Genomic DNA, 11,260 nt, shown 5'->3' with positions numbered 1-11,260 from the left:
GCTTTTTTCGTTGTGGAAAAAGCAAAAACAAGTCAGATTAGCTGGCATTAAAATGATTTAGCTTGGCTCTGAAGCTATAAAGATGAAAGCCTCTATGCTTTTAGTTTAAAGAATGCAGAGGCTTTTTTCGTTGTGAGAAATAAAAAGTAAAAGTGCTGAATAGCTTTGATTGGTTGAGAGTCGAGGCCATTTTCGTTATTAGAAATTAAAGTTGTATGCACTGATCACGAATTTGATAAGATATTAGCTTATTGGGAAACAGTATGTGATGTCATCCCAACCTATTATCATTCGATGAATGTATAATAAATAATGCTAATTTAAGGTATATAAATGAACTGTCGTTTAGGTTGCGGTGCGTGTTGCATAGCGCCTTCTATCACTACTCCAATTCCTGGAATGCCCGAGGGTAAACCTGCTGGAATAAGATGTATTCAGTTGAATGATGGGAATTTGTGTAAACTTTTTGGCAAAGCTGAAAGGCCTGTTGTATGTGGCCAATTTGCAGCAACTGAAGATGTTTGTGGCGGTAATAGTGAAGAAGCTTTATGGCTAATTTCTTCATTAGAGCAGGCAACAAACAGCTAATTAAGTGCTATTTTGATCGTTTTTTATGGATTGGTAAGCAATGCAATTAACTCGTTACACTGATTTTGGATTGAGAACGCTTATGTACCTGGCTTTGCACCCAGAACGTGAGTCGCTTTTCCGTATCTCTGAAATAACCGATGTTTTTGATTTGTCGGCAAACCATATTTCTAAAGTCGTGCATCATCTTGGCAAGTTGGGCTATTTAAAGACCGTTAGAGGCAAAAGTGGTGGTTTTAAATTGGCAATGCCTGCTAGCGAGATTAATGTTGGTGATGTAGTAAGAGCTTTAGAAAACTCACTATCTCCAATTGATTGCAGCAAACCCTATTGTTTGTTTACTCCTGCATGCAAGCTTAAAGGTGTATTAGCGGAAGCGGTTAACGCTTATTTGGCTGTGCTTGATGGTTACACGTTAGAGATGATAGTGACCAATAATAAAGAGCTAAAATCATTACTCCCGGATCTTTCCATCTCAATCCTGCAATAAGGTCGTATCGTTCTTACTTGCAACGCTTATCGGTAATAATTTAGATGGTGGTACGAGTGCAATCTCTGCTTGTGCTAGCCGGTGTAGATTGTTATTCAAGAAAGTAAGTGTTTCTGGATAAGGGTGCGCAATAACAACAACATCTGTTTGTGTTTCAGTAAGCTTGATTGCTTTTTGAAACTGCAGCTCTAAAGCCGCTTCTGTTTTGTCATTATCAAGAAAAATAGTCCTTTTTAATAAAGGTACGCCAACTTTTTCTGCAACTGCACCCGCCTGAGTATATTTGGTTGTCACACTGTCTATAAAGTAAATATCCCGTTGAAGAAGTGCGTCCATAACCCAATGCATAGGTTTATCTAGCTGAGTAAGTAAACTTCCCATATGGTTATTGGCGCCAGAGGCAAAAGGCACGCTATCGATAGCTTGCTGCAGTTGTTTCTTAAAGTCTTGCTCTGACATTGCATTGGTCAAGGCGCCAGGGCCAATCGTTTTGCCATTAAGCGCCTGCATCGGTAGGTGCACTAATATCTCGCTACCTTGTTGGTGCGCTTTAGTGGCGACAGCTTTACCCAAGGGCGTGAGTGGTAACACCGAAAGCGTCACGTTAGGCGGCAGTGTTAGCACAGCTTTGTCAGATTGACGATAACCTATATCGTCAATAATGATAGCAATCCTTGCTGCAAATGAACTTGAACTAAATAGTAGAAAACAAAGTAATAGATAGCGCACTGTATTGGTTATTTTTCTGTTTTAATCCAGGCAATTGCTGAGTTAACAAGTTTATCTTCAGCAATATCACCACGGAGTGAATTTGCATCGATTATAGGCATACTTTCATCACTTGTTATAGTCTCTAGTGCCACTTTTATATCTGGCTCGATCCCTTTTGAGTGGATATCTTTGCCATTTGGAGTGGTGTATTTAGCGATTGTGAGCTTAATGGCATTGCCCTCTGTTAGAGTGGGAATAAGGCTCTGCACCGTACCTTTACCAAAGCTAGTTTGACCGATAAGTTTTGCTCTGCCATTTTCTTGTAACGCCGCCGCAAGTACTTCTGATGCAGATGCAGAACCTTTATTGATAAGTACTAACATAGGAACACTGTTTACCATGGTTTGTGGTGAGGCATAGTAGTCAGAATTGGCATCAAAGAAACGTCCCTCTGTAGCAACAATTCTTCCTCTGTCTAAAAATATATCCGCTATCTGTATCGCTTGATCCAGCAACCCGCCGGGATTGTTTCTGAGATCGAGTATTAACCCGTTTAAAGGTTCTGTTTGCCACAGAGCAAGTTGTTTGACGAGGTCTTGAGTTGAGTTTTCTTGGAAGCTAGATAGTCTGATATAGCCTATTTGATTATCTAAGAGTTGTGCTTCTACGGAGTTGATTGAGATTAGACTTGGGCTAATGGTCACCTTATAGGTTACCTCTGAGTTTGCCCTCATAAGCTCTAAATCAATCGCTTGCTTATCGTAGCTGTGTTGCTTAATTTCGTTAAGCAGGATTTCTAGTTTATCAGCTGTAACGAGCTGCTGATTGAGTTTTACTATTCTATCTCCCGGCATGATACCTGCTTGCTCTGCGGGCGATTGCGGGAAAGGAGTGACAATGGTTATTTGGTCGTTGTCTGTTGCTATTTCAACCCCAAACCCATAGTACTCGCCGTCGTTACTTTCTTGAATATTTGAGAAAGCCTGTTTATCTAAAAAGCTAGAATAGGGGTCGAGCTTGGCAAATATGCCCTCAATAGCAGCCTCGATAAGCTCTTCTTCGGTGAGTTTTTTGACGTAATAGGTTTCTATGGTATCGATAACATCGAGCAATACAGGATAGTCTACTCGAGTTTTATATTGCTGTGTATGCTCTTGGCCGAACAAAGTGAGCGATAGACCCAATGCTAAACCAGCTGTAGCGAAACTAAGATTACGAATAATGCCTGACATATTAACCCCTTGTATCAAATGGGGTTTCTGTGTCTACCGCTTACAGTATCTAGCCGGATCGACCGCTTGCCCCTTATGTCTTACTTCAAAGTATAGGCCAGACTCGGTCTGTCCACCTGAACGACCAACTAATGCGATGGATTCTCCCTTACTAACGGAGTCTCCCGCCGACTTTAAAAGCGTTTGTGCATGGCCATAAAGGCTCATATAACCTTTGCCATGATCAACAACTAGCACCATACCAAAACCACGCAGCCAGTCGGCATAGATAACCTTGCCGCCTGCAATGGCTGCTATATTTTGTCCTTCAGAAGCAGAAATCGTGACACCTTTCCACTTTACTTGCCCTGAACGTTTACTGCCAAAACCTGATTTAATGCGCCCTTTTGTGGGCCATTTGAGTTTACGTTTACTGGATAAACCGTCGAGTGATGGGTTATTTTTCATCGCTAACAGTGCTTGTTCTACAACTCGTTTTAAACTGGCTTCTTCAATCTGTAGTTGCTCCAGTTTGGCGCCGCTACTTGTTAGGGTTCGCTGTAACTGGGTTAAGGTTTGCTGCCGTTGTGCTTGCTCTTGGTCTAAGCGCTTTGCTTGCTGCTGTTGCTCAATCACTAATTTATTGAGTCGAGTTTGGTTCTGTTGCTGTTTGAGTTTGACCTCATCCAGTTCAACAATTGTGGTCTGTAGCTGTTTAATAGAGGCTATTCGCGCATTATTCAAATATTGATAGTAGGCTAATAATCGCTCTATGCTGGCAGGGGACTGCTGATTAAGTAGCATTTTACTGTAATCATGATTACCGGCTAGGTATGCACTAGCTAATTGATTTGATAAGGTTTTTTGTTGAATGATTTTAAGTTTATCTAGCTGAGTATATTTGACGGCAAGTTCCGCTAATGCTTTATCTATGCTAGCTAAATCTTGTTTGGTTTTATTAACTTTTTTAGCCGCAGTCGCAATTGCTTGCTCATCTTTTTTAAGCAAAGAGATTAAGCGATCCCGCTGCTTATTGGTGTCCTTCACCGCAGATTGTTGTTTATTAATCTGTGTCTGAATCGACTTAAGTTCAGACTGACGACGATCAAGATCGGTCGCTTGGGCTGATAAAGGCAGTGATATAAAGCCAGCAATAATGCTGGCTTTGATAAAAAGTCGAATGGTCATATTACTCTTTGAGTTTAATTATCGCTCGGCCTGTCATCTCTTCAGGCACTTCTCGTCCCATCAAGGTTAACATAGTCGGCGCTAAATCACTCAAGCGACCACCTTTTTCTATATCTGCATCACGACCTACATAGATAAGCGGTACCAATTCACTGGTGTGCGCGGTATGCGCTTGGCCAGTTGTTTCATCGGTCATCTGCTCTGCATTGCCGTGATCGGCGGTAATTAAACACTCACCGCCCACTTTATCGAGTGCTTCGACAACTCGACCTAAGCAGCTATCAACCGCTTCACAGGCTTTAACTGCAGCATCAAAGTTACCTGTATGACCAACCATATCGCCATTGGGGTAGTTACAAATAATCACGTCGTAGTCGGTAGACTCGATGGCGGCAACGAGTTTGTCAGTAAGCTCTGTAGAGCTCATCTCTGGCTGTAGGTCATAAGTCGCTACTTTTGGAGATTGGACTAAGATACGATCTTCGCCTTCGAAAGGTTCCTCTTTACCACCGTTGAAGAAGAAAGTGACATGAGCATACTTTTCTGTTTCCGAAATGCGCAGCTGAGTCATATTCTGATCTTGCAGGGTTTCACCTAAGGTGTTGACCAAATCCGTCGATGGGTAAGCGATAGCGGCATCAATATCTGCTGCGTATTCGGTTAGCATGACAAAATTTGCTTGCGGAGTCACTGCGCGCTCAAAACCATCAAAATCGGCATTCACAAAGCTGCGGGTAATTTGACGCGCACGATCGGCACGGAAGTTCATGAAAATTAGTGCATCGTTGTCTGTTAATTTGGCAATATTGCCATCAGCATCAGGGATGACTGTGCTACCAACAAACTCGTCATTTTCATCGCGCTGATATGCGGCTTCAATACCTTCTACAGCAGTAGCAACGGTATGCAGTCCCTTACCCTCGGTAATAAGCTCATAAGCTTGTGAGACACGATCCCAGCGGTTATCCCTGTCCATTGCATAGTAGCGGCCAATTAGCGAAGCGATTTGACCCGTGCCTAATGTTTTGAACATCTCTTCAAAATGCGCTAAACCAGCTTTTGCACTGCGAGGCGGGGTATCGCGACCATCTAAAAAGGCATGAAGATAAACCTTGGTTGCACCGCGTTTAACGGCGAGGCGGCACATAGCTTCAATATGGTCTTGGTGGCTATGAACACCACCTGGTGACAACAATCCCATGATATGCACTGCACCATTGGCCTTGATAGCATCATCAATGGCTTTAGTCAGTGTTGGATTGGTATCAAATTCACCATCATCGATAGCTTTACCGATACGGGTGAGTTCTTGATAAACAATACGGCCAGAACCGATATTGATATGGCCAACTTCAGAGTTACCCATTTGGCCATCTGGTAAGCCAACATCAATCCCAGAACCTGAGATTAAGCTATTTGGATATTGCGCATTTAGTTTGTCGAGAACAGGAGTTTTTGCATGGAAAACAGCATTTTCTTGCGTATTTTCACGGTAACCCCAGCCATCGAGGATCAGCAATGCCAACGGGCGTTTGCGTGTCGTCATGGTAGTACCTTTAAGTTTGAAAGAATAAGATTAAAATTTGAATTGGTTAAATATTACTACCAATTGGGGCTTGGCATAAAGAAATTTACCTAGATTGTGGTTATCGTTCTAATAATAGCGATGATCCAAACCCTGTTGTCATGCACGTTACGTGACTAACATTCTGTATTCTGCCAGAGCAATGGTATACTCTGTGGCTCATTATATTTGGGCCAATCAAAAGTAGGCAGTTAAAGCATGCAAGAATATATGGAATTTTTTAAAGCAAACCCGATGTTAAGTTTAGCTTGGGTTGGTTTATTCGTTGGACTCATCGTTATGGTGTTTAAATCTAGCGTATCAAAAGTTAAAAATGTTAATCATCAAGAAGCCACATTGCTGATGAACAAGCAAAGTGCAAAGGTTGTTGATGTACGCGGAAAAGAAGAGTTTAAGAAGGGTCATATTGTTGATGCCGTTAACCTTCCTTTAGCGGATATAAAAAATAATCAGCTCGGTACCCTTGAAAACGCAAAAGGCAGTCCCATTATAATGGTATGCAACGCTGGCATGACTTCGTCTCAAGCGGCTCAACTGATGGTTAAGCACGGTTTTGATAACGTGAATAACTTGAAAGGTGGTATGGGTGAATGGCAGTCAAATAACTTGCCTGTTTCAAAGAGCAAAAGATAGAAGTGTCGGTGTAGCCATTGCATTATTGTTAAGTAATTGATTAAAGTGTCACGGCTTAGCATTAATGGTTACCGGCATTGAATTGAGGGATTACCCTCCAAAAAAGCGTCTGTTGACTAAATAAATCAAAAACTGGGACAGCTATTTGGGTTGTTACCCAAATAAGCAAACCCTGAGACTGGCTCTTTTGAAGTAGCCTCACAAACTTTTTAAGGTAGGAAATTATGGCTGAAGTAGCTAACAACGAAGAACAAGCACCACAATTCAACATTCAACGTGTTTACACAAAAGATATCTCTTTTGAAACACCAAACAGCCCAGCTGTTTTCCAAAAAGAATGGACTCCAGAAGTTAAGCTAGACCTAGATACTCGCAGCAACAAGCTTTCTGACGATGTATACGAAGTTGTTCTTTCTCTTACTGTTACCGCTAAGAATGGCGAAGAAACAGCATTCCTTTGTGAAGTACAGCAAGCAGGTATCTTCGCAATTACTGGTCTTACTGAGCAGCAACTTGCACATTCTCTAGGTGCATACTGCCCTAACGTTCTTTTCCCATATGCTCGTGAAGCAGTTGGCAGCCTAGTTAGCCGTGGTACTTTCCCACAACTAAACCTTGCTCCAGTTAACTTTGACGCGCTATTCGCTCAGTATGTTCAACAGCGTCAAGCTGCTGCCGCTGAAGCGCCTGCAGAAGAAGCTAACGCTTAATAGCATGGAAAACACTGCCGATATTACGGTACTGGGGGCGGGCTCTTATGGCACCGCCCTTGCTATTTCTCTTGCGAGTAATGGCCACAGAACCTTGCTTTGGGGGCATGAACCCGAGCACATTGAAAACCTAAAGAACGACAAGTGTAATCAAGAGTTCTTACCTGGTATTCCGCTTCCAGATTTACTTATCCCTGAATCCGATCTAGCAACAGCACTTGCTGCATCCAACAACGTATTAGTTGTTGTGCCTAGTCATGTATTTGGGTTGGTGTTAGCGCAAGCTAAACCGCTGTTACGTAAAGATGCACGAATTGTATGGGCGACTAAAGGCTTAGAGCCTGAAACCGGTCGTTTGATACAAGATGTGGCGCGAGAAGTATTAGGTGAAGCGTTCCCACTTGCCGTTTTATCAGGACCTACGTTTGCCAAAGAGCTTGCTGCTGGTATGCCAACAGCAATATCTATAGCAGGCACAGATCCGCAATTCACTAATGATTTAGTTGAATTGTTGCATAGTCCTAAGCGTTTACGCGTTTATGCCAACGATGACTTTATCGGCCTCCAATTGGGTGGTGCGGTTAAAAACGTTATCGCGATTGGTGCGGGACTATCTGACGGTATCGGTTTTGGTGCCAATGCTCGAACAGCATTGATCACTCGTGGTTTAGTTGAACTCACTCGTCTCGGTGAAGCGATTGGTGCGCAAGCGTCAACCTTTATGGGGATGGCAGGATTAGGTGATTTAGTATTAACGTGCACCGATAATCAATCTCGTAACCGTCGTTTCGGTTTAGCGCTTGGTAAAGGCAGTGATGTTGAAGCCGCGCAAAAAGAGATTGGCCAAGTTGTCGAAGGCTATCGTAATACTAAAGAAGTCTATACATTGGCAAAACGCTTAGGCGTTGAAATGCCAATCACTGAGCAGGTTTACCAAGTGCTTTATCAAGGTAAATCACCAGTGGATGCAGCTAAAGAGTTGTTAAGTCGCGAGAAAAAATCTGAAACATCGGCAGAGTAAACTCTGCTAACTATTGCTACGAATGTGGTGATGGTACAAACATAAATAAGGGTGCTAAAATAGCGCCCTTTTTTGTGCCTTGTGAAAGCTAGGTGCTGTACAACAAGCTAAGATGGTTTAGGAGTAAGCGAGTGGAACATCATGACGTTATTATTATCGGAGCGGGTGCGGCAGGACTTATGTGCGCTGCAACAGCGGGCTACCGTGGTCGTGATGTATTGGTACTCGACAACGCTAAACAAGCCGGTAAGAAAATTCTTATCAGTGGTGGCGGTCGTTGTAACTTCACCAATCAAAAAGTAGAGCCTGCGAACTTTCTCTGTAGTAATAGCCATTTTGTAAAGTCAGCATTAGCGCGTTACCGCTCAAGCGACTTTATCGAGTTGGTTGAACGTCATGGCATTGAATACCATGAGCGCGATCATGGGCAGCTATTTTGCAATGATTCTGCCAAAGAGATTGTTGCTATGTTACTTACTGAGTGCGAGTGGGCTGGGGCTCAGGTAAAACTGCGCACTGAGATTAAGGCCATTAGCAAAAACAGTGATGGTCTCTATGAGGTTATAACGGATAAAGCGCACTACACATGCCAGTCATTAGTGATGGCCACAGGTGGACTGTCGATGCCTAAATTGGGCGCATCACCTTTCGGTTACCATGTGGCCGAGCAGTTCGGCCTTAAAGTGTTGCCGACGCATGCGGGCTTGGTGCCTTTCACTTGGCATAGTGAGCAGAAACAGCGGTTTGAGCCACTATCAGGTATTGCTGTACCAAGTACCATTTCTGCTAAAGACGGTACTCAATTTAGCGAAGCACTGCTTTTCACTCATCGTGGTCTTTCTGGCCCTGCCATTCTACAGATCTCCAATTACTGGAATCCTGGTGAAGCGATCAGCATTAACTTGTTACCTGGTAAAGATGCCCGAGCAGAGATCAAGCAACTGCTCGACAATAGCCCCAAGCAGAGCCTGCGTAATGCACTGGCTTTATGGTTACCAAAGCGTTTAGTCGAAGCATTATTTGATGAAGTACTGCTGAATAAGGCGCTGAATCAGTTGGTGCATGCAGAACTTGAGCAGCTCGCATTGGATCTTGAAGCTTGGTCTATTGTAATGAATGGCACCGAAGGTTACCGCACCGCAGAGGTTACCTTGGGCGGTGTAGATACCGATGAGTTATCGTCTAAGACCATGGAGGCTAAATCCGTTACTGGTTTGTTCTTTATTGGTGAGGTAATGGACGTAAGTGGTTGGTTAGGTGGGTTTAATTTTCAGTGGGCTTGGTCATCTGGTGTGGCTGCTGGACAAGCGGTGTAGTTCTGTATAGAGAGCATAAAGTTCAAAGCAGTGTTTTGATAAACCGTCAGCTCTGACAGTTTAATGCACTAGATTACTACCATGTTCAAGACTATGGGGACTGGTGCCGACCTTTTTAAAAATGCACTCCACCAACAAAGTGAAATGCATTCAACATGAAAAATCAAGTTTTTACTTTAATTTCTAGATGGATAGATTCCGTCCAGGCAAATGATGAAATTAGTGACAAGATAGGGTTGCCTATTATTGACCGAAGAGCTCGAGCCACGCGCTTTTAATGTCTGAAATGCCATGGCGTCTTGGCCTGCACCTGGAGGATTATTAGTAAAGGCAAGTGAATTATCACGTGTAGCCGTCAGGTTGCTATTACTGGCAACATCAACAGTGTCCTCAGCTTTACCTACATTCGCATAAATTTTATGCTGGTGTACAGGCATTTGGTGTTGACCAAGTACCTGGCTATCGATACCACCAAGCTGGCCTAGTTGATGAGGAGGTAGTCCTGGGCCACTACTATTACCACTGTGTAATGGGGAACGTGCTGCCAGGTTAGGTAATCCCATTGTGGTCCTGCCATCCCCCCCATAGAAAGTTCCAATCAACGAAAATAACGCACTATTTTGAGAGATTGGCAGAGTGTCGCCATAACAACTAGCCCAGAATCTCGGTTGAAAAGTAAACCCCACCATTCTGATTTCACCTGTATAAGCATCAGCCATAGTATCGTTCTCCTAGTTTCTTGAGGGGAAAACCCCTTGCAGGGCAATCAAAAAGTTAATAGCTTGATAGGGAGCCATATTGTTCAAAGTGTCACCAGCTCCCGCATTAGCAACAGTATCGTGATACATAGTGCCAGTGTGAGTTGGCGTTGCATTAGTAGGTAGGTAATGTTTGCCTTTACCTACTACCCGCCCATTTGGAGAGCTTGAGTCTTCATCTTGATTTGAAACCTGAAAATCATGGTTGTGTACAGGTAAGTTGGCTTCAGACAGAGTTACTGTGTAGCTACCACCATTGTAGCCCTGTGGGTAAGGCAGTCCTCCTATACCTGCTCCATTGTTTCTATGGACAGGAATACGACCTCGCATTTCTGGCAAAGCAAAACTAGATCGACCATCGCCGCCATAGGTCGTACCTACCAATGCAAACAATTCTGCCTGCGAATGAATAGCTAGCAATTGTCCATTGCAAAATGCAAAATTCTGAATAGAAAAGGTCCCCGCAAACATAATAATATCACCAGTAAAAGGTGTCATACTTTTCTCCTAGTTTCGCGCTGGATATATACCATCCATCGCAATGATAAACAGCAAAACACTGGTTGGCTGAACAATACTGTATGCTGCACCAGAACCTGAGTTGGTTACCGTATTGGGTGCCAGAGAAGTTAATTCATTAGGTGCGGTGTAATACTCAAGATCAAGGCCACCAACTTGAGCAAACTGATTTTCTTGAGACAAAGTACTTGATGCGGCTATTGGTGTATTGCCTGTGTCACTGGAAGCCATTACGGCATGGGTGTGTATGGGCATTTCGTCCACAGATAAAGTATGATATTGAGCTCCTCCCTTAACCCCGAAGGAATAACTAGGGTTGTTAGGAAAATGGTTTACAGGTGCTCTCCCTCTAAAGTCAGGAAGGTTGAAATATGTGCTTTCGTTCCCCCCATAGGTAGACCCTAATAATGAATACAAAGCTTGGTTAGTTTGTATGGAAAGTTGTTGTCCATCGCAAGTACTCCATTTAACTGGAGCAAAGTTGTAGGCAACAGTTTTAATTTGTCCGTAAAACGGATCTGACATTAGAG

13 protein-coding genes are annotated in these 11,260 nt (G+C 43.2%); 6 read left to right on the top strand and 7 right to left on the bottom strand.

Annotation, left to right across the window (positions count from 1 at the left end; translation table 11 throughout):
* Positions 1 to 333 precede the first annotated feature (333 nt).
* The gene (locus tag AB4135_RS07785; protein WP_371991782.1) at positions 334 to 588 is read left to right on the top strand and encodes a YkgJ family cysteine cluster protein; all 255 of its coding nucleotides are present in this window, start codon (positions 334 to 336) and stop codon (positions 586 to 588) included.
* A 40-nt stretch (positions 589 to 628) separates the two neighbouring features.
* Complete coding sequence (locus AB4135_RS07780; RefSeq protein WP_371991780.1) at positions 629 to 1,078, top strand: Rrf2 family transcriptional regulator; 450 nt, start codon at positions 629 to 631, stop codon at positions 1,076 to 1,078.
* On the opposite strand, the gene AB4135_RS07775 is transcribed toward AB4135_RS07780, so the two are convergent.
* The 4 genes from AB4135_RS07775 to gpmM are packed head-to-tail and all read right to left on the bottom strand — an operon-like array spanning position 1,064 to position 5,734.
* Positions 1,064 to 1,807, bottom strand: a complete 744-nt coding sequence (locus AB4135_RS07775) for a divergent polysaccharide deacetylase family protein (protein ID WP_371991779.1) — start codon at positions 1,805 to 1,807, stop codon at positions 1,064 to 1,066. The two genes, AB4135_RS07780 and AB4135_RS07775, sit on opposite strands and share 15 nt — an antisense overlap.
* 8 nt (positions 1,808 to 1,815) lie before the next feature.
* On the bottom strand, positions 1,816 to 3,021 hold the full coding sequence (locus AB4135_RS07770) for a S41 family peptidase (protein ID WP_371991777.1): 1,206 nt from the start codon (positions 3,019 to 3,021) through the stop codon (positions 1,816 to 1,818).
* A 33-nt stretch (positions 3,022 to 3,054) separates the two neighbouring features.
* The gene (locus tag AB4135_RS07765) at positions 3,055 to 4,188 is read right to left on the bottom strand and encodes a murein hydrolase activator EnvC (RefSeq protein WP_371991775.1); all 1,134 of its coding nucleotides are present in this window, start codon (positions 4,186 to 4,188) and stop codon (positions 3,055 to 3,057) included.
* Position 4,189: 1 nt separating this feature from the next.
* The gene (gene gpmM, locus AB4135_RS07760) at positions 4,190 to 5,734 is read right to left on the bottom strand and encodes a 2,3-bisphosphoglycerate-independent phosphoglycerate mutase (protein WP_371991773.1); all 1,545 of its coding nucleotides are present in this window, start codon (positions 5,732 to 5,734) and stop codon (positions 4,190 to 4,192) included.
* Between the two features lie 237 nt (positions 5,735 to 5,971).
* Here gpmM and AB4135_RS07755 point away from each other — a divergent pair, with 237 nt between their 5' ends.
* The 4 genes from AB4135_RS07755 (at position 5,972) to AB4135_RS07740 (ending at position 9,453) form a co-directional block, all read left to right on the top strand.
* Complete coding sequence (locus AB4135_RS07755) at positions 5,972 to 6,406, top strand: rhodanese-like domain-containing protein (protein ID WP_371991771.1); 435 nt, start codon at positions 5,972 to 5,974, stop codon at positions 6,404 to 6,406.
* Positions 6,407 to 6,630: 224 nt separating this feature from the next.
* On the top strand, positions 6,631 to 7,116 hold the full coding sequence (gene secB, locus AB4135_RS07750; RefSeq protein ID WP_020910309.1) for a protein-export chaperone SecB: 486 nt from the start codon (positions 6,631 to 6,633) through the stop codon (positions 7,114 to 7,116).
* Positions 7,117 to 7,120: 4 nt separating this feature from the next.
* Positions 7,121 to 8,137 carry an NAD(P)H-dependent glycerol-3-phosphate dehydrogenase gene (gene gpsA / locus AB4135_RS07745; protein WP_371991769.1) on the top strand — a complete coding sequence of 339 codons (1,017 nt, stop codon included), beginning with the start codon at positions 7,121 to 7,123 and terminating at the stop codon, positions 8,135 to 8,137.
* Between the two features lie 131 nt (positions 8,138 to 8,268).
* Positions 8,269 to 9,453: an NAD(P)/FAD-dependent oxidoreductase gene (locus AB4135_RS07740; protein WP_371991767.1), complete on the top strand. Its 1,185-nt coding sequence runs from the start codon at positions 8,269 to 8,271 to the stop codon at positions 9,451 to 9,453.
* Between the two features lie 176 nt (positions 9,454 to 9,629).
* Here the strand turns inward: AB4135_RS07740 and AB4135_RS07735 are convergent, their stop codons facing one another.
* Genes AB4135_RS07735 through AB4135_RS07725 form a run of 3 tightly spaced genes read right to left on the bottom strand, consistent with a single transcriptional unit; the run spans position 9,630 to position 11,255 of the window.
* Positions 9,630 to 10,142, bottom strand: a complete 513-nt coding sequence (locus AB4135_RS07735) for a phage tail protein (RefSeq protein WP_371991786.1) — start codon at positions 10,140 to 10,142, stop codon at positions 9,630 to 9,632.
* 42 nt (positions 10,143 to 10,184) lie between these two features.
* Positions 10,185 to 10,709 carry a phage tail protein gene (locus AB4135_RS07730; protein ID WP_371991765.1) on the bottom strand — a complete coding sequence of 175 codons (525 nt, stop codon included), beginning with the start codon at positions 10,707 to 10,709 and terminating at the stop codon, positions 10,185 to 10,187.
* Between the two features lie 9 nt (positions 10,710 to 10,718).
* Complete coding sequence (locus tag AB4135_RS07725; RefSeq protein WP_371991763.1) at positions 10,719 to 11,255, bottom strand: phage tail protein; 537 nt, start codon at positions 11,253 to 11,255, stop codon at positions 10,719 to 10,721.
* Positions 11,256 to 11,260: the final 5 nt, after the last annotated feature.

The sequence above is a fragment of the Shewanella sp. 10N.286.54.B9 genome (assembly GCF_041468565.1).
Classification (GTDB): Bacteria; Pseudomonadota; Gammaproteobacteria; order Enterobacterales; family Shewanellaceae; genus Shewanella.
Note: the sequence above shows the minus strand (reverse complement) of the source record. Positions and strands in the feature narration are given on the sequence as shown.

Excerpts from the sequence above, each read along its gene's own strand:
- AB4135_RS07785 (WP_371991782.1), top strand. The coding sequence starts at position 334 with ATGAACTGTCGTTTAGGTTGCGGTGCGTGTTGCATAGCGCCTTCTATC.
- AB4135_RS07780 (WP_371991780.1), top strand. The coding sequence starts at position 629 with ATGCAATTAACTCGTTACACTGATTTTGGATTGAGAACGCTTATGTAC.
- AB4135_RS07770 (WP_371991777.1), bottom strand. The coding sequence starts at position 3,021 with ATGTCAGGCATTATTCGTAATCTTAGTTTCGCTACAGCTGGTTTAGCA.
- AB4135_RS07765 (WP_371991775.1), bottom strand. The coding sequence starts at position 4,188 with ATGACCATTCGACTTTTTATCAAAGCCAGCATTATTGCTGGCTTTATA.
- gpmM (WP_371991773.1), bottom strand. The coding sequence starts at position 5,734 with ATGACGACACGCAAACGCCCGTTGGCATTGCTGATCCTCGATGGCTGG.
- AB4135_RS07755 (WP_371991771.1), top strand. The coding sequence starts at position 5,972 with ATGCAAGAATATATGGAATTTTTTAAAGCAAACCCGATGTTAAGTTTA.
- secB (WP_020910309.1), top strand. The coding sequence starts at position 6,631 with ATGGCTGAAGTAGCTAACAACGAAGAACAAGCACCACAATTCAACATT.
- gpsA (WP_371991769.1), top strand. The coding sequence starts at position 7,121 with ATGGAAAACACTGCCGATATTACGGTACTGGGGGCGGGCTCTTATGGC.
- AB4135_RS07735 (WP_371991786.1), bottom strand. The coding sequence starts at position 10,142 with ATGGTGGGGTTTACTTTTCAACCGAGATTCTGGGCTAGTTGTTATGGC.
- AB4135_RS07730 (WP_371991765.1), bottom strand. The coding sequence starts at position 10,709 with ATGACACCTTTTACTGGTGATATTATTATGTTTGCGGGGACCTTTTCT.
- AB4135_RS07725 (WP_371991763.1), bottom strand. The coding sequence starts at position 11,255 with ATGTCAGATCCGTTTTACGGACAAATTAAAACTGTTGCCTACAACTTT.